Genomic DNA, 17,794 nt, shown 5'->3' on the forward strand with positions numbered 1-17,794 from the left:
CGCGATCGACGCCGTTCCAATGATCGTTCGATCAGCAGCATATCGATCGCACGCGGTGCGCACCCGTCAGATCGCGGCGAGCGGCAGGGCGGTGGGATGTACGGGTGCGGGCAGTTCCGAGGCACCGGTGAGATAGGAGTCGACCGCGTGCGCGACCGAGCGGCCCTCCGCGATGGCCCACACGATCAGTGAGGCGCCGCGGTGCGCGTCGCCACAGACGAACACCCCCGGCGCCGAGGTCTGCCAGTCCGGCCCGCAGGACACGGTGCCGCGCGGGCTCAGCGTGAGGTCGAGGTCCGCCAGCAGGCGCATGTGCTCGACACCTTCGAACCCGATGGCCAGCAGCACCAGGTCGGCGGGGAGCTCCTCGACCTCGTCGCTGGTCGGCACGACCTCGCGGCGCCCGGTCTCGGCGTTCCTGCCGACCCGCACCTGCTGCAGCTCGATCGCCCGCACCCTGCCGTGCCCGTCGCCGAGGAACCGTTTCACCGCCACCGCGAACCTGCGCTCCCCGGTCTCCTCGTGCACCGGGTAGGTACGCAGGATGTACGGCCAGGTCGGCCACGGCGACCGCTCGTCGTCCCTGGTGGAAGGGGGCAGCGGGTACTGGTCGAGCTGGGTGACCGAGAGCGCGCCCTGCCGGGTCGCGGTGCCGTAGCAGTCCGCGCCGGTGTCCCCGCCCCCGATGATCACCACATGCTTACCCGCGGCGTCGATCGGCGTCGGCCCGTCGCCCTCGCACTGCTTGTTGGCAGGCACCAGATGCTCCATGGCCAGGTGCACCCCGGCGAGCTGCCTGCCAGGGGTGATGGTGTCGTCCCGCCCGCGCAGGGCGCCCACGGCCAGCACCACCGCGTCGAACCGCTCCCGCAGGTCCGCCACCGTCAGGTCGACGCCGACCTCGCAATGCGTCACGAAGGTGGTGCCCTCCTTGCGCAGCTGCGCCAGCCTGCGGTCCAGCACCTTCTTCTCCATCTTGAACTCCGGGATGCCGTACCGCAGCAGCCCGCCGAGCCGGTCGTCCCGCTCGAAGACGGTGACCTCATGCCCCGCCCTGGTCAGCTGCTGGGCCGCGGCCAGCCCGGCCGGGCCGGAGCCGACAACCGCCACCCGCTGCCCGGAGGCCAGCGCGGCGGACTGCGGGCGCACGTATCCGGCCTCCCATGCCTGGTCGGCGATGGTGGCCTCGACCCGCTTGATCGCCACCGGCCCGCCTGCCAGCGGGGAGATGGACAGCACGCAGCCGGCCTCGCACGGCGCGGGACACAGCTTCCCTGTGAACTCGGGGAAGTTGTTCGTCGCGTGCAGCCGCTCACTGGCCTCGGACCAGTCCCCGCGGCGCACCAGGTCGTTCCACTCCGGGATCAGGTTGCCCAGCGGGCAGCCCGCGCTGCCGGAGTGGCAGAACGGGATGCCGCAGTCCATGCACCGGCCGGCCTGCACCCGCACCTGCTCATTGCGCTCCTCCTGGCCAGGGTCGGCGTACACCTCCTGCCAGTCGTGCACCCGCTCGTCCTTCGGCCGCTTCGGCGGCTCCTGGCGTTCGTACTTGAGGAAACCGGTCGGGTCAGCCACGAGCCGCCTCCATCATCGCCTCGTCGACATCGCGGCCCGCCGCGCGTGCCGCCTGCGCCGCGGCCAGCGCACGCTGGTAGTCCCGCGGCATCACCTTGGTGAACGAGGCCGCGCGCCGTGGCCAGTCGCCAAGCAGCGAGGCCGCGACGGCCGAGCCGGTCGCGTCGTGATGTCGCCGGACGACCTCCTTCAGCCAGGCGAGATCCGCCGAGTCGGGGACCTGCAGCTCCACCATGGTGTCGTTGACCCTTGCCCGGTCCAGGTCCAGCACATAGGCCACCCCGCCGGACATCCCGGCCGCGAGGTTGCGGCCGGTCGGCCCGAGCACCACCGCCCGGCCCCCGGTCATGTACTCGAAGGCGTGGTCGCCGACGCCCTCCACGACGGCGAGGGCGCCGGAGTTGCGCACACAGAACCGTTCCCCGACCTGGCCGCGCAGGAACAGTTCCCCGCCGGTAGCCCCGTAGGCGATGGTGTTGCCCGCGATGACCTGCCGCTCGGCGGCGAAGGCCGCGTCGGCGGCGGGCTGGACGATGATCCGTCCGCCGGAGAGGCCCTTGCCGACGTAGTCGTTGGCGTCCCCGACCAGGTCCAGGGTGATCCCCGGGGGCAGGAAGGCGCCAAGGGACTGCCCGGCCGACCCGGTGAGCGTCACCCGGATCGTGTCCGGTGGCAGGCCCGCGCTGCCGTAGCGGCGGGTGATCTCCGAGCCGAGCAGGGTGCCCACGGTCCGGTTCACATTGCGCACCGGCAGTTCGATGTTCACCCGGTGCGCGTCCTCCAGCGCGGCCTCGGCGAGCTGGATCAGGGTCCGGTCCAGCGCATGCTCGAGCCCGTGGTCCTGCTCGCGCACCTTGCGCCGGGATCCGCCGTATGGGGTGTTCACGGGCATGGTGAAGATCGGCTCCAGATCCAGCCCGCTCGCCTTCCAGTGCCGGACCGCCTCGTCGGTGTCCAGCACGTCGGCCCGGCCGATCGCCTCGTCCAGCGACCGGAAACCCAGCTCCGCCAGCAACTCCCGGACCTCCTGCGCCACGAACCGGAAGTAGTTGACCACGTGCTCGGCCTGTCCGGTGTAGCGCTTGCGCAGCTCAGGGCTCTGCGTGGCTACGCCCACCGGGCAGGTGTCCAGATGGCACACCCGCATCATCACGCAGCCTGCCACGATCAGCGGAGCGGTGGCGAAGCCGTACTCCTCCGCGCCCAGCAGCGCGGCGACCACCACGTCCCTTCCGGTCTTCATGCCGCCGTCCACCTGCACCACGATCCGGTCCCGCAGGCCGTTCAGCAGCAGGGTCTGCTGGGTCTCGGCCAGCCCGATCTCCCACGGCGTGCCGGCATGTTTGAGCGAGTTCATCGGGGAGGCACCGGTGCCCCCGTCGTGCCCGGAGATCAGCACCGCGTCGGCATGCGCCTTGGACACCCCGGCGGCGACCGTGCCGACCCCGAGTGAACTGACCAGTTTGACGCTGATCCGCGCGCGCTCGTTGGCGTTCTTCAGGTCGTGGATCAGCTGGGCGAGATCCTCGATCGAGTAGATGTCGTGGTGCGGCGGCGGGGAGATCAGCCCGACGCCCGGCGTGGAGTGCCGGGTGCGGGCGATCCACGGGTACACCTTGTTCGGCGGTAACTGCCCGCCCTCGCCCGGCTTGGCGCCCTGCGCCATCTTGATCTGGATGTCGTCGGCGTGCACAAGGTACTCGCTGGTCACCCCGAACCGTCCACTCGCGACCTGCTTGATCGAGCTGCGCCGCTCCGGGTCGTACAGCCGCTCGGCGTCCTCGCCGCCCTCGCCGGTGTTGGACCTGCCGCCGATCCGGTTCATCGCGATGGCCAGGGTCTGGTGCGCCTCCATCGAGATAGAGCCGTAGGACATCGCGCCGGTGTTGAACCGGCGGCAGATCGAGTCCACGGACTCGACCTCTTCCACCGGAATCGGCTCACGTCCCCCGGCGCGGAAGGAGAACATCCCGCGCAGCGCGCCGCCCTCCCGGTTCAGCCGGTGCACTTCGTCCACATAGGACCTATATACTTCGTCGCGGCGGGTCTTACTGGCGTGCTGCAACAGGAACACCGTCTCCGGGGTGAACAGGTGCAGCTCGCCCTCGCGGCGGTAGGCGTACTCCCCGCCGGTCTCCAGCCCGCGGTGCACCCGCGCGGTGGGGTTGTCCGGGTAGGCCCGCCGGTGCCGCACCGCCACCTCCTCGGCGAGCACCTCGAGCCCGACCCCGCCGAGTTTGGAGCTGGTACCGGTGAAGTACTCGTCCAGCAGGTCGGCCGACAGCCCGAAGGACTCGAACACCTGTGCCGCGGTGTAGGCCCCCACGGTGGAGATGCCCATCTTGGACATGATCTTCAGCACGCCCTTGACCAGTGCCTGTACGTAGTTGCGGATGGCCTTCGCGGGCTCGATCCCGGTGATAGCGCCCTGGCTGATCAGGTCCTCGATGGTCTCGAAGGCCAGGTACGGGTTGACCGCCGCGGCGCCGTAGCCGAGCAGCAGCGCGATGTGGTGCACCTCGCGGGCGTCCCCGCTCTCCACCACCAGCGCGACCCGTAGCCGTTCCTTGGTGCGTACCAGGTGGTGGTGCACCGCGGAGACCAGCAGCAGCGAGGGAATCGGCGCCATCCGGTGATCGGAGTCGCGGTCGGAGAGCACCAGCGTGCGCGCCCCGGACGCGATGGCCTCGGAAGCCTCCCGCCGTACCCGCTCGACGGCCTCGGCGAGCGCCTGCGCTCCACCGTCTACTTCATACAGTCCGGACAGGACGGTACAGGAGAAGCCGGGAAGGTCACCGTCGTCGTTGACATGGATCAGCTTGGCCAGCTCGTCGTTGTCGATCACCGGGCAGGGCAGCTGAATGTGCCTGCAGGAGGCGGGCCCCGGCTCCAGCAGGTTCTGCTCGGGCCCCATGATCCGGCTCATCGAGGTGACCAGCTCCTCCCGGATCGCGTCCAGTGGCGGGTTGGTCACCTGGGCGAAGTTCTGCTTGAAGTAGTCGTAGAGCAGCCGGGATCGTCGCGACAGCGGCGCAGGTGGCGTGTCGGTGCCCATCGACCCGACCGGCTCCGCACCGGCCGAGGCCATCGGCGCCAGCAGGATCTTCAGCTCCTCCTCGGTGTAGCCGAAGGCGAGCTGCCTGCGCAGCACCGAGGCATGCGTCTGCACGACATGATCCCGGTCGGGCAGCTCGGCGAGGCTGAGCAGCCCGGCATGCAGCCACTCCTCGTAGGGCAGCTCGGCGGCCAGCTCCGACTTGACCTCGTCGTCATCCACGATCCGGCCCGCCCCGGTGTCCACAAGGAACATCCGGCCCGGCTTCAGCCTGCCCTTGGCCACCACCTCCGCGGGCGGGATGTCCAGCACCCCGGCCTCGCTGGCCAGCACCACCCGGTCGTCCGCGGTGCGCCACCAGCGCGCCGGACGCAGCCCGTTGCGGTCCAGCACCGCGCCGACCAGGGTGCCGTCGCTGAAGGTCACGCAGGCAGGGCCGTCCCACGGCTCCATCAGGCTGGCGTGGAACTGGTAGAAGGCCCGTCGCCGCGGGTCCATGGTCGCGTGGTTCTCCCACGCCTCCGGGATCATCATCAGCACCGAGTGCGGCAGGCTGCGCCCGCCGAGATGCAGCAGCTCGAGCACCTCGTCGAAGGAGGCCGAGTCGGAGACCTCCGGCGCGCACACCGGGTACAGCCGGGTGAGGTCGCCGGGAATCAGCCCCGTCTCCAGCAGCGCCTCCCTGGACCGCATCCGGTTGCGGTTGCCACGGATCGTGTTGATCTCGCCGTTGTGCGCGACGAAGCGGAACGGGTGCGCCAGCGGCCAGGAGGGGAAAGTGTTGGTGGAGAACCGGCTGTGCACCAGCGCGATGGCGCTGGCCAGCCGCTCGTCGGCGAGATCGGTGAAGAAGGCTGGCAGCTGCTCGGGGGTGACCATCCCCTTGTAGACGATGGTGCGTGCGGACAGTGAGGGGAAGTAGATGCCCTCGGTCTCGTCCTGCGCCCGGTTCCTGCTGGCGTGCTCGGCCCGCTTGCGCAGGCAGAACGCCATCCGGTCCAGGTCGAGCCCGCTCGGCCGGTTCCCGGCGCCGTCCGGCTCGCCTGCCAGGAACACCATCGCGAAATGCGGCATGACCGACCGCGCCGTCGGCCCGATTCCGGCGGCCTCCACATCGGTGGGCACCTCCCGCCAGCCGAGGACCTCGAGGTGTTCCTCCTCGGCGATCCGCTCCACCAGCTCCACGGCCTTGTGCCGGTGCTCGGCGTCGGTAGGCAGGAAGACCAGCCCGGCGGCGTAGCCACCCGGCTCCGGCAGCGCGAAGTCCACCTCCGCACGCAGCAGCTCATCGGGCAGCTGCAGCAGGATCCCGGCACCGTCGCCGCTGGTCGGCTCGGCTCCCGCGGCACCACGATGATCCAGGTTGGTCAGCGCGGCGAGGCCGTCGGTGACGATCCGGTGCGAGCGCCGGCCACGGACGTCGGCAACCATGGCGACGCCGCAGGAATCCTGTTCGGTGCGGGGGTCGTAGAGACCGTTCCGGTCGGGGATGGCGGAGAAGATCATGGCGGGACCTCCTTCGTCGTCGTGCCTCGTTCGTGCTGCGCACGGGACGACGATGGCCCGGTCGTGAGCGCGACTTTAACATCCCGGAAACATGGCAGCACCCATTCGCCGCCCGGAATCAACCTGTTGAGCGGTAACGATCTGGCTGCTGCGTCCTATCGAAAGAGTGTTATGCACGACCGCACGTACGGCTGCCGTCCGCGAGTCACCTCGCATCCAGGCGCCAGGAGCCTCCCTCCGGGCGGCCCCCGTCTCCTGGATCGTGCATAACCCTCCGGGAACGACGGTGTCCCTGATGGGATCCGAGTGGTCAGGTCCCCTCAGTATAGCCCCGGCGGCATCCGGCCCGCCCGGAGTCCCGGCCCCCCGATCAACATCAACTCCGGCTGGGGCGTTGACATCCGAGCATGAGAGCGCTTTCCTATATCGCAGCAAAATCTTTTGTCCGGCTTGGGCGTGACAAGGAGGTCACCACCATGCCCACCTCTCCCCTGCACATGTCCCCACCACACACCCGGCGCAGGCGGCTCGGAGCCACCGGAGCCGCCGTCGCACTGCTGATCACGGTCCCCCTGGTGGCGCCGTCGGCACAGGCCTCGGTACCGCCACCGGATCCCGGCTGGAACCTGGAGTGGAGCGACGACTTCACCGGCCCGGCAGGCTCCCTGCCATCCTCGGAGAACTGGATCTTCGACCTCGGGCACAACTACCCCGGCGGCCCGGCCAACTGGGGCACCGGCGAGATCGCCCGGCACACCGACGATCCCGCGAACATCAGCCTGGACGGCTCCGGCAACCTGCGGATCACCCCGCGCCGGGACGGCGCGGGCAACTGGACCTCGGCCCGGATCGAAACGCAGCGGGGCGACTTCCGGCCACCGGATGACGGCGTGCTGCGGATCGAGGGCAGGCTCCAGGTCCCGAACGTGACCGGCTCGGCTGCGCTTGGCTACTGGCCCGCCTTCTGGGCGCTCGGCTCGCCCTACCGTGGCAACTACTGGAACTGGCCCGGGATCGGCGAGTTCGACATCATGGAGAACGTCAACGGGCTGAACCAGGTGTGGGCGGTGCTCCACTGTGGAACCGCGCCCGGCGGCCCGTGCAACGAGAACAACGGCATCGGCGCCAGCCGCCCCTGCCCCGGCGCGAGCTGCCAGTCGGCGTTCCACACCTACCGGTTCGAATGGGACAGCAGCGGCTCGGTCGGCGAGCTGCGCTGGTACGTGGACGGCCAGCAGTACCACAGCGTGCGCCAGGACCAGCTGCCCGCGGACACCTGGAACCAGATGACCACCCATGCCGGGTACTTCATCCTGCTGAACGTCGCGATGGGCGGCGCGTTCCCGGACGGGGTCGCCGGGTTCCAGACCCCGACCGCCGCGACCGTACCCGGCCATCCGATGGTGGTGGACTACGTCGCGGTGTGGACCCGCGGCGGGGACGGCGACCCCGGTGATCCCGGTGACCCGCCCGGCGGCGGTGACGCCTACTCCACCCTGCAGGCCGAGAACTTCTCCGACCAGTCCGGGCTGAACAACTACGGCTCGCACATCGGTTCCGCGGCGAACGGCGACTGGGCGCGGTACTCCGGCATCGACTTCGGCAGCACCCCTGCGCGGCAGTTCGTCGCCCGCGCCGCCTCCGGGGCCGGTGGCGGGGTGAGCGGACTGGTCGAGGTCCGGCTGGACAGCCCGACCAGTCAGCCGGTCGGCAGCTTCGCCATCGGCAACACCGGTGGCTGGCAGAGCTGGCGCGAGGTGCCGGCCAACATCGACGCGGTCACCGGGGTGCACGACGTGTACCTGACCTTCACCAGCGGTCAGCCCGCCGACTTCGTCAACGTCGACTGGTTCACCTTCAAGCACTAACCCACCGAGAGGGCAACAATGCGCAGGACAAGGCACGCCTTGACTGCCACGCTGGCCGCGAGCGCGCTGCTGCTCGCGGCCTGTGGCGGCGGATCGGACGACTCCGCGGACGGCGTCACCACGCTGACCATCAACGTCTTCGGCGACAGCTTCTCGCTGCCGGAGAACCGGTCGATCTACGACGAGTACGAGCGGCTCAACCCGGACGTCAAGATCGTGGAGAACCGGGGTGAGTTCGGCACCCACCATCAAAACCTGCAGGCCCGGCTGACCGCGGGCAGCGGGACAGCCGACCTCGAGCTGATCGAGGTCGGGCAGATCGCGGGCTTCATCGGGCAGCAGGACAAGTTCGTCAACTTCCTCGACCAGGACGTCGATCCCGGCCAGTGGACCGACGCCGTCGTCCAGCGAGCGTCCACACCGGACGGAAACGCGCTGATCGGCCTGCCGACCGACGTTGGCGGCCTGGCCATGTGCTACCGCACCGACCTGTTCGCCGAGGCCGGGCTGCCAACCGACCGCGAGGAGGTGAGCAAGCTGTGGCCGACCTGGCAGGACTACATCGAGACCGGCAACGAGTTCCTCGCGTCCTCCGGCGGCGAGGTGAAGTGGTTCGACGCCGGTGGGCACGTGCTCACCGGGATCCTCGGCAACGAGGAACGTACCTTCTACAACGAGGCCGGTGACCTCATCGTGGAGAGCAACCCGGCCGTGCGGGCCGCCTGGGACCTGAGCGTGCAGGCCATCGAGGCCGGGCAGTCCGCGGCACTGCCGGAGTTCTCACCGGAGTGGAACACCGGCTTCCAGCAGGGACAGTTCGCCACCGTCACCTGCCCAGCCTGGATGATGGGCTACATCCAGGCCAACGCCGGTGGCACCAGCGGGAAATGGGATATCGCCACCGTCCCCGGCGGCTCGGGCAACTGGGGTGGCTCCTACGTCACCGTTCCCGCGCAGGGCGAGCACACCGAGGCGGCCATACGGCTGGCGAAGTGGCTCACCGCACCGGAGCAGAGCATCACGATCTTCCAGGAGATCGGCAACTTCCCCAGCCAGCGCAGCACCTGGGACGACCCCGCGGTGGCCGAGTACTCCTCGCCGTTCTTCAACAACGCGCCCGCGGGCCGGATCTTCCCGGAATCCCTCGCCGACGCACCGGTACAGGTGGTCGGGCCGCAGAGCGGGGTCATCGGCAACACCTTCTCCGACGCGCTGAACAGCGTCGAGCAGGGCACCGACCCGCAGGAGGCATGGGAGCAGGCGATGAGCGACATCCGGTCCGCGGCGGGCACCGGATGACGTCTGGGCGCGATGTGCTCAGCGAGCCAGGCCCGCGCGCGGGCGCCCCGGGTGAACCCCCGCGGGCGCCCGCGGGGGCGGCTCCCCGGCGGCAGCGCGGGTCCCGGATGCGGACCCGGCTGCACCGGTTCGACCTGAAGGGCTCGCCGTACCTCTACATCACGCCGTTCTTCGCCCTGTTCGGGGTGTTCGGCCTGCTGCCGCTGGCCTACACGGCGCTGCTGTCCACCACCGCGTGGAGTCCGCGCCGCCCTGGCAGCGAGGACTCATCGGTTGGCCTCGGCAACTACCAGGACCTGCTCGGCGACGAGAACTTCCACAACGCGCTGATCAACACCTTCGGCATCGGCCTGCTGTCCACCGTGCCGCAGCTGCTGCTGGCGCTGGGCATCGCGCACCTGCTGAACTACCGGCTACGCGGGCGGTTGTTCTTCCGGATGGGTGTGCTGGTTCCCTACATCACCTCGGTCGCGGCGGTGGCGCTGATCTTCAACCAGATCTTCGCCCGCGACTTCGGGCTGCTGAACTGGCTGTTGCAGCCGTTCACCGGGGACACGCCGATCGACTGGCGGGCCAGCACGCTGGCCTCCTGGGTGGCGGTCTCGGTCATGGTGACCTGGCACTGGACCGGCTACAACGCGCTGATCTACCTGGCGGCGATGCAGACGATCCCGTACGAGCTGTACGAGTCGGCCGCGATCGACGGGGCCAGCCGCTGGCGGCAGTTCTGGCACATCACCATCCCCAGCCTGCGGCCCACGATCATCTTCACCGTGATCGTCTCCACGATCGGGGCGCTGCAACTGTTCGCCGAACCGTTCCTCTTCGACACCACCCGGAACAACAACGGCGGATCGGAGCGACAGTTCCAGACCGTGGTGCTGTACCTGTACCAGCAGTTCTGGTCCAACGGGCAGTACGGCTACGGCGCGGCGATCGCCTGGACCCTCTTCCTGATCACCGTGGTGATCGCATTGATCAACTTCCTGCTGGTCCGCCGGATCAGGTCGACGGAATAGCGAGGAACCACAGAATGACCGTCACCGAGCCCGTCCCGAAACCGGCCCGCAGGCCGCGCGCCGACGTGCACCGCGCCAGGTGGCCCGCCTACACCGCGCTGGGCGCGATCGTGCTGCTGTCGGTGTTCCCGCTGTACTGGTCCATTGTGGTCTCTTCGCGGGACCAGTCCGCGGTCGGCAGGTACCCGCCGCCGCTGGTGCCGGGCGGCAGCCTGTGGGACAACCTCTCGGCCGCCTACGAGCAGGGCAACTTCGGCATCGCGCTGGCCAACTCGACCATCGTCGCGGGCACCATCACCGCCTCGGTGGTGTTCACCTCCACGCTGGCCGGCTTCGCCTTCGCCAAGCTTCGCTTCCGCGGCCGGAACGCGCTGTTCACCGTGGTGGTGGCCACCATGCTGGTGCCGCCGCAACTGTCCATCGTCCCGCTGTACATCATGGTCACCCAGTGGTTCGGCTGGGCGAACGACCTGCGCGGGGTCATCGTGCCCACGCTGGTCAGCGCGTTCGGCGTGTTCTTCATGCGCCAGTACCTGACCTCCGCTGTCCCTGGCGAGCTGCTCGAGGCCGGCAGGGCGGACGGGGCCAGCACCTTCCGGATGTACTGGAACATCGTGCTGCCGATCGCCCGGCCGGGCGCGGCGGTACTTGGCCTGCTCACCTTCATCATGTATTGGAACGACCTGTTCTGGCCGCTGATCCTGCTGAACACGCAGAACCCCACGGTGCAGGTCGCCATCGCGAACACCTCGAGCGGTATCGAGGTGGACTACTCACTCGTACTCGCCGGGACGGTGATCGCCACCTTCCCGATGCTGATCGTGTTCCTGCTACTGGGCCGACAGATCATTGGAGGAATCATGCAAGGCGCGGTGAAGGGATGACCGCCGGGGCGACCCACGAGCGGACCACCCGGCTGGTGTTCCCGGACGGTTTCGTCTGGGGCGCGGCGACGGCCGCATACCAGATCGAGGGTGCGACGACCGCGGACGGACGCGGTATGTCCATTTGGGACACTTTCGCGCATACCCCTGGCAAGGTGGCGGACGGGGACAACGGGGACGTCGCCACCGACCACTACCACCAGTTCCAGGCCGATATCGCGCTGATGGCCGAGCTCGGGCTGGACGCGTACCGGTTCTCGGTGTCCTGGCCGCGGATACGTCCCGGCGGCCGTGGCCCGGTCAACGAGGCCGGACTGGACTACTACGAGCGGCTGGTGGACGAACTGCTGCGGCACGACATCACCCCGGTGCTCACTCTGTACCACTGGGACCTGCCGCAGGAGCTGGAGGACGCGGGCGGCTGGGCCGCACGGGACACCGCCTCCTGGTTCGCCGAGTACGCGGCCGTCGTGGCGGCCCGGCTCGGCGACCGGGTTCCGCTGTGGAGCACGCTGAACGAGCCGTGGTGCTCGGCCTTCCTCGGCTATGGCTCCGGGGTGCACGCGCCGGGAAAGACCGATGGCGGGCTGGCCCTGCGGGCCGCGCACCACCTGCTGCTGGCGCACGGGCTCGGCACCGAGGTACTGCGCTCGGCGCTGCCGGCATCGGCGCAGGTCTCCATCACGCTGAACCTGTGTGCGGTCTCGGCAGGCTCGGCTGGCGAGGGCGCGCGGGACGCGGTGCGCCGGATCGACGGGCTGGCCAACCGGTTGTTCCTCGACCCGCTGCTACGCGGGCACTACCCCGCCGACGTCCGCCAGGACACCGCCGCGCTGACCGACTGGGGCTTCCTGCGCCCCGGCGACGAGCGGACCATCGCCGCCCCGATCGACCTGCTGGGTATCAACTACTACAGCCCGACCGTGGTGGACACCGGCACCGAGCCGGACCAGGAACCCTCGCCGTGGCCCGGCTCGGAGCACGTCCGCTTCCTCAGCAAGCCGGGGCCCGCCACCGCGATGGGCTGGACCATCGACGCGGGCGGGCTGCTGGCCGTGCTGCGCCGGGTGCACCGGGAGTACCCCGGCCTGCCGCTGATGATCACCGAGAACGGCGCCGCCTTCGACGACACGCCGGGCCCCGAGGGCGGGATCGCGGACCCCGAACGCATCGCCTACCTGCGCGACCACCTCGCCGTGGCACACGAGGCCATCGAGGCCGGGGTCGACCTTCGGGGATACTTCGTGTGGTCGTTGCTGGACAACTTCGAGTGGGCCTACGGGTACTCGAAGCGGTTCGGCATCGTCCATGTGGACTACCCGAGCCAGCGGCGCAGCCTGAAGGACAGCGCGCGCTGGTACCGGGAGGTGATCAGCACGAACGGCATCGACCCGCGAGGGGGCCTGCCGGGGGAGGCGTGAACGGCGTGACAGAGCGTCCGAAAACCGCTCGGACCTACGGTGCCGAGCGGAAGAACGCGCGCTCGGCGGAGCCCGCGAGCGGCGAGGCTGGGCGTATGCCCCGCGGAGGTGACGACCGCGATCGAACTCCGAGCCCCGCCGAGCCGATCGCGCCGCGCGTTTCCAAGCAAGCACCGAACGAAGGGCACCTGACGCGGCGGCAGCCGACCCTGGACACCGTGGCAGCCGAGGCCGGGGTGTCCCGCGCGACGGTGTCCAGGGTGATCAACGGCTCGCCGCGGGTGTCGCCCGAGGTCAAGGAGCTGGTGGAGCAGGCGATCGCGCGGGTGGGATACGTGCCCAACCACGCCGCGCGCAGCCTGGTGATGCGGCGGACCGACTCGATCGCGCTGGTGATCAGGGAACCGGACGCGACCGTGCTCGCCGACCCGTACCTTGCGAACATCATCGTCGCCACCAGCCAGGCGCTCACCGGTACCGGCGTGCAGCTGGTGCTGGTGAACGCGCGCAACGACGCCGAGCACGCCCGGGTGGCGGACTACGTGCGCAGCGGGCATGTGGACGGGGTGCTGCTGGCGTCCATGCACGGTGAGGACCCGCTGCCGGGGCTGCTGCTCGGCGCGGGCGTGCCGACCGTGGTCGGCGGCAGGCCCGCCATCCCGGTCCCCGGACTCTGCTACGTGGACGTGGACAACCCCGGCGGCGCGCAGCTCGCCACCGAACGGCTGCTCGCCGCGGGCAGGCGGCGGATCGGCACCATCGCCGGGCCTGCGGACATGACCGCGGCCGCCGACCGGCTGGACGGCTTCCGCCGGGTGCTCGCCGAGGCCGGGCTGCCTGCGGGCACGGTGGTCCATGGCGAGTTCACCCGCGAATCCGGGCAGGCGGCCATGGCGGAGCTGCTGGAGCGGGAACCCGGGCTGGACGGGGTGTTCGCGGCCAACGACCTGATGGCGATCGGGGCGCTGCGCACGCTGCGCGCGGCCGGGCGGCGAGTGCCCGAGGACGTGGCCGTGGTCGGCTATGACGACATCGAACCGGCGCAGCACACCGAGCCCCCGCTGACCACCGTGCGCCAGCCGGTGGTGGAACAGGCGCGGCTGATGACCGAGCTACTGCTCACCCAGATCGGCGGGCAACGCGGCGGGGAGCCCGTGGTCCTGCCCACGCGACTCGTCGAGCGTGACTCGGCGTAGTGGTAGCGTGCTGAACCATGCCCCACCTGCGTTCCACGCTCGCCACGCTGCTCCTGCTCGGCGCCGTCGCCCTGACCGGCTGCGCCGACCGCGAGGAACCCGCGGGCACCGAGGGTGACGACGACGGGGCCTTCCCGGTGCGGGTACAGGCGGAGGGAGCCCCCGCGGTCACCCTGGAGACCCGGCCGGAGCGGATCGTCTCGCTGTCCCCCTCTGCCACCGAGACGCTGTACGCGGTGGGCGCTGGTGAGCAGGTGGTGGCGGTGGACTCGGCCTCGACCTACCCCGAGCAGGCGCCGCGGACGGACCTCACCGGGCTGAACCCCGACCCGGAGGCCATCCTCACCCACCAGCCGGACCTGGTCGTGGTCAGCGCGGACCTGGAGAACAAGCTGACCGACGCGCTGGCCCCCACCGGCACGAAGACCCTGGTGCTGCCGGACGCGCGCACCCTGGACGCCGCCTACGAGCAGTTCGAGCTGGTGGGCAAGGCCACCGGGCACCCGGCCGATGGCGCGGACGTGGCCAGCCGGACCCGGGAGGACCTGGCCAAGATCATCGCCGATACGCCCGAGCCCGAACAGCCGCTGACCTACTACCACGAGCTCGACCAGACCTTCTACAGCGTGACCTCGGCCACCTTCATCGGGCAGGTGTACGACCAGTTCGGGCTGACCAACATCGCCGACGGGGATGATCCGAACGCGGCGGGCGGCTACCCGCAGCTGTCCGCCGAGACGATCCTGCAGGCGAACCCGGACCTGATCTTCCTCGCCGACACCGTGTGCTGCGGGCAGAACGCCGAGACCATCGCCAAGCGGCCCGGCTGGGACACGCTGACCGCCGTGCAGGAAGGCCGGGTGGTGGAGCTGAACGACGACCTGGCCTCCCGGTGGAGCCCGCGGGTGGTCGAGTTCGCCCGCTCGGTGTCCGAGGCAGTGACCGCGGCGGTGTCCGGGGCGAGCGCGTAGCTTGTCCCGCACCACCTCGCTGCGGCCGCGCACGGTCGTGCTCGGCCTGCTGGCGCTGGTACTGGTCATGCTGCTGAGCGTGCTGGTCGGCGCCAGCGACCTCGGCTGGCAGCGGGTGCTCGCCGAGATCGGGGCCCAGCTGACCGGCGGCACCTCCCCGCTTTCCGAGCGGGAGGCCGCGATCGTGTGGCAACTGCGGGTACCAAGGGTGCTGCTGGCCGGCCTGGTCGGCGCGGCACTGGCCAGTTCCGGGGCGGCGTTCCAGGGCGTCTTCCGCAATCCGCTTGCCGACCCGTACCTGCTCGGAGCCGCGGCAGGGGCCGGGATGGCTGCCACCATGGTGGTGGTCCTCGCCCCCGCCACCACCGGCTGGGTCGTCGGGCCACTGCCGATCGCCGCCTTCGCGGGCGCCCTGCTCGGGGTGGGGCTGAGCTGGCTGCTCGGCCGTTCCTCCGGCGGTACCGGCACGGCGACGCTGCTGCTGGCGGGGGTGGCGGTGGCCGCCTTCCTCACCGCCGTGCAGACCTTCGTGCAGCAGCTGAACACCGAGACGATCCGGCAGGTGTACACCTGGATGCTCGGCGGGCTGAACATCAGTGGCTGGCGTGAGGTGCTGCTGGCACTGCCGTATGTGGCGATCGCGGCCGTGGTGCTGTGCCTGTGCGCCCGGCTGCTGGACGTGCTGACCCTCGGGGACGCGGAGGCGGCCTCGCTCGGCGTCCGGCCGTCTCGCGTGCGGCTGCTGCTGCTCGCGGCCGCCTCCCTGGCCACGGCCGCCGCGGTGGCGGTGAGCGGGCTGATCGGGTTCGTCGGCATCGTGGTGCCACACCTGGTACGGCTGCTGGCCGGGGCGAGCTACCGGGTGATCGTGCCGCTGTCCCTGATCGGCGGCGCGGTCTTCCTGATCGTGGCCGACCACATCGCGAGCACGGTGCTGCCGGGTGAGCTGCCGCTTGGTGTGGTCACCGCCTTCGCAGGCGCCCCGTTCTTCCTGCTCATCCTGCGCACCACGAGGACCCGCCTGCCATGAGTGGCCCGTCTGCGACGAACGGGCCACTCATGGCGGTGAGCCTGCGGGGGGTGAGTGCGGGGTACGAGGGACGACGGGTGGTGCACGACGTCTCGGCCGAGGTGCCCGAGGGCAGCTGGCTGGCGATCGTCGGGCCGAACGGGGCGGGCAAGTCCACCCTGCTCAAGGCGACGGCCGGGCTGGTCGCCGCGGAGGGCACCATCGAGCTGCACGGCATGGCGGCGAACACGCTGTCCCGCAAGGAGAAGGCCCGCGAGGTCGGCTACGCCCCGCAGGATCCCGCACTCCCGGAAGGGCTCACCGTCACCGACTACGTCCTGCTCGGCCGCACCCCGCACCTCGGCACCCTCGCGCGGGAGAGCTCGCGCGATCTGTCCATTGTGGAAGAAGTGCTGGCGAGGCTGGACCTGGACGGCTTGGCAGGCAGGCCGTTACGCACACTGTCCGGCGGCGAGCGGCAGCGGGCGGTGCTGGCCAGGGTGCTGGCCCAGCGCACCAGGCTGTTGCTGCTGGACGAGCCGACCACCGGGCTGGACATCGGGCACGCCCAGGCCCTGCTGGAGCTGGTGGACCGGCTGCGCCGCGAGGACGGCATCACCGTGGTGTCCACCCTGCACGACCTCACCTTCGCCGCGCAGTACGCGAACCAGGTGCTGTTGCTGGACGGGGGCGAGGTCGTCGCGGCGGGCCCGGCGAGCGAGGTGGTCACCGCCGAGCGGCTGGCCCGCCACTACGCCGCCACCGTCGAGGTGCTCACCTCCACCCACGGCAACCTGGTCGTCGCCCCCACCCGTCCCCCACTGCTGTGAGTGGCCCGTTCCCTGCGAAAAATGCAGGGAACGGGCCACTCACAGCAGTCAGGCGGGGTGGTTACTGGCCGGGCTCGACCTTGCGTTCCTCGGTGGAGGGGGTCTCGCCGGAGTCCGGAGACGAGCCTGCTTCCGTGGTCTCGGGGGTCTCCGCGGCGGTGTTTTCGGCGTCTTCGGGATCCTGGGTGTCCGGCCGGGCCGCGGTGCCGCCGCTGCCGTCGTCGTCCTCGGTACCCCGGTCGCGCAGGGTCTCCGGAGCCTCCCTCGGACCGCGCCTGGCGGCGAGCACGATGTAGAGCACGGCACCGGCGAACACCAGCATCGAGGTCCAGACGTTCACCCGCAGGCCGAGGATGTGGTTGGCGGTGTCGGCGCGCATCATCTCGATCCAGAACCGGCCCGCGGTGTAGCCGGCCACGTACAGCGCGAACGCCCGGCCGTGCCCGAGCCGGAACCGCCGGTCGGCCCACACCACCAACAGCGCGACACCGAGGTTCCACAGCAGCTCGTAGAGGAAGGTGGGGTGCACGACCTTCTCCACGGTGTCCAGCGCCACCCCGCCGATCGGGTCGCTGAGCCCGGTCGCCGGGTCCACCCGGGGGTAGATCTCCAGGCCCCAGGGAACGTCGGTCTCCCGGCCGTAGAGTTCCTGGTTGAAGTAGTTGCCCAGCCTGCCAACGGCCTGCGCGACCACGATGCCGGGGGCGACCGCGTCGGCCACCGCGGGCAGCGGGATGCCCTTGCGGCGGCAGGCGAGCCAGGCACCGACCCCGCCCAGCGCGATGGCTCCCCAGATGCCGAGACCGCCGTCCCAGATCTTCAGCGCGTCCAGCGGGTTCTTACCCTCGCCGAAGTACAGCTGGTAGTCGGTGATCACGTGGTACAGGCGGCCACCGACAAGCCCGAACGGCACCGCGAACACCGCGATGTCGATGATGGCGCCCTTGCTGCCGCCGCGCTGCATCCAGCGGCGCTCGCCCCACCAGATCGCGATGACGATACCGGCGATGATGCACAGTGCGTAGGCGCGGATCGGGATCGGCCCCAGGTGCCACACCCCACGGTCGGGGCTCGGGATGTTGGCGAGGAAAGCTGCGGTCGCGGAATGCACGGGGTCACCGTAGCGTGCGCGACCACCCGGTGGTGCTCAGCCCTGGCGGG

General features: G+C 70.3%; 12 protein-coding genes. 9 read left to right on the forward strand and 3 right to left on the reverse strand.

Features of this window, described 5'->3' with window-relative positions:
* Positions 1–66 precede the first annotated feature (66 nt).
* Both KOI47_RS25140 and gltB read right to left on the reverse strand, forming a co-directional pair.
* Complete coding sequence (locus KOI47_RS25140; protein ID WP_216208240.1) at positions 67–1,575, reverse strand: glutamate synthase subunit beta; 1,509 nt, start codon at positions 1,573–1,575, stop codon at positions 67–69.
* Positions 1,568–6,136, reverse strand: a complete 4,569-nt coding sequence (gene gltB, locus KOI47_RS25145) for a glutamate synthase large subunit (RefSeq protein WP_216208241.1) — start codon at positions 6,134–6,136, stop codon at positions 1,568–1,570. Before gltB ends, KOI47_RS25140 begins: the two co-directional genes overlap by 8 nt.
* A gap of 476 nt (positions 6,137–6,612) precedes the next feature.
* On the opposite strand from gltB, the gene KOI47_RS25150 reads away from it, so the two are divergent.
* From KOI47_RS25150 to KOI47_RS25190, 9 genes are all read left to right on the forward strand, one after another.
* Positions 6,613–8,004 carry a carbohydrate-binding protein gene (locus tag KOI47_RS25150; RefSeq protein WP_216208242.1) on the forward strand — a complete coding sequence of 464 codons (1,392 nt, stop codon included), beginning with the start codon at positions 6,613–6,615 and terminating at the stop codon, positions 8,002–8,004.
* Positions 8,005–8,043: 39 nt separating this feature from the next.
* Positions 8,044–9,303: an ABC transporter substrate-binding protein gene (locus KOI47_RS25155; RefSeq protein ID WP_216208247.1), complete on the forward strand. Its 1,260-nt coding sequence runs from the start codon at positions 8,044–8,046 to the stop codon at positions 9,301–9,303.
* Between the two features lie 107 nt (positions 9,304–9,410).
* Positions 9,411–10,322 carry a carbohydrate ABC transporter permease gene (locus KOI47_RS25160; RefSeq protein ID WP_216217539.1) on the forward strand — a complete coding sequence of 304 codons (912 nt, stop codon included), beginning with the start codon at positions 9,411–9,413 and terminating at the stop codon, positions 10,320–10,322.
* Positions 10,323–10,336: 14 nt separating this feature from the next.
* Positions 10,337–11,206 carry a carbohydrate ABC transporter permease gene (locus KOI47_RS25165; protein ID WP_216208250.1) on the forward strand — a complete coding sequence of 290 codons (870 nt, stop codon included), beginning with the start codon at positions 10,337–10,339 and terminating at the stop codon, positions 11,204–11,206.
* Entirely contained in the window at positions 11,203–12,627 is a 1,425-nt protein-coding gene (locus KOI47_RS25170; RefSeq protein WP_216208253.1) for a GH1 family beta-glucosidase, read from the forward strand. Before KOI47_RS25165 ends, KOI47_RS25170 begins: the two co-directional genes overlap by 4 nt.
* Before the next feature lie 218 nt (positions 12,628–12,845).
* The gene (locus KOI47_RS25175; RefSeq protein WP_232376239.1) at positions 12,846–13,823 is read left to right on the forward strand and encodes a LacI family DNA-binding transcriptional regulator; all 978 of its coding nucleotides are present in this window, start codon (positions 12,846–12,848) and stop codon (positions 13,821–13,823) included.
* Positions 13,824–13,840: 17 nt separating this feature from the next.
* Complete coding sequence (locus KOI47_RS25180; RefSeq protein ID WP_216208259.1) at positions 13,841–14,794, forward strand: ABC transporter substrate-binding protein; 954 nt, start codon at positions 13,841–13,843, stop codon at positions 14,792–14,794.
* A gap of 1 nt (position 14,795) precedes the next feature.
* Positions 14,796–15,824 carry a FecCD family ABC transporter permease gene (locus KOI47_RS25185; protein ID WP_232376240.1) on the forward strand — a complete coding sequence of 343 codons (1,029 nt, stop codon included), beginning with the start codon at positions 14,796–14,798 and terminating at the stop codon, positions 15,822–15,824.
* Positions 15,821–16,633: an ABC transporter ATP-binding protein gene (locus KOI47_RS25190; RefSeq protein WP_216208261.1), complete on the forward strand. Its 813-nt coding sequence runs from the start codon at positions 15,821–15,823 to the stop codon at positions 16,631–16,633. Before KOI47_RS25185 ends, KOI47_RS25190 begins: the two co-directional genes overlap by 4 nt.
* 61 nt (positions 16,634–16,694) lie before the next feature.
* Here KOI47_RS25190 and lgt read toward each other — a convergent pair whose 3' ends face one another.
* Complete coding sequence (lgt, locus tag KOI47_RS25195; protein WP_216208263.1) at positions 16,695–17,744, reverse strand: prolipoprotein diacylglyceryl transferase; 1,050 nt, start codon at positions 17,742–17,744, stop codon at positions 16,695–16,697.
* Between the last annotated feature and the right edge of the window lie 50 nt (positions 17,745–17,794).

It is taken from the genome of Amycolatopsis aidingensis (assembly GCF_018885265.1).
Classification (GTDB): Bacteria; Actinomycetota; Actinomycetes; order Mycobacteriales; family Pseudonocardiaceae; genus Amycolatopsis; species Amycolatopsis aidingensis.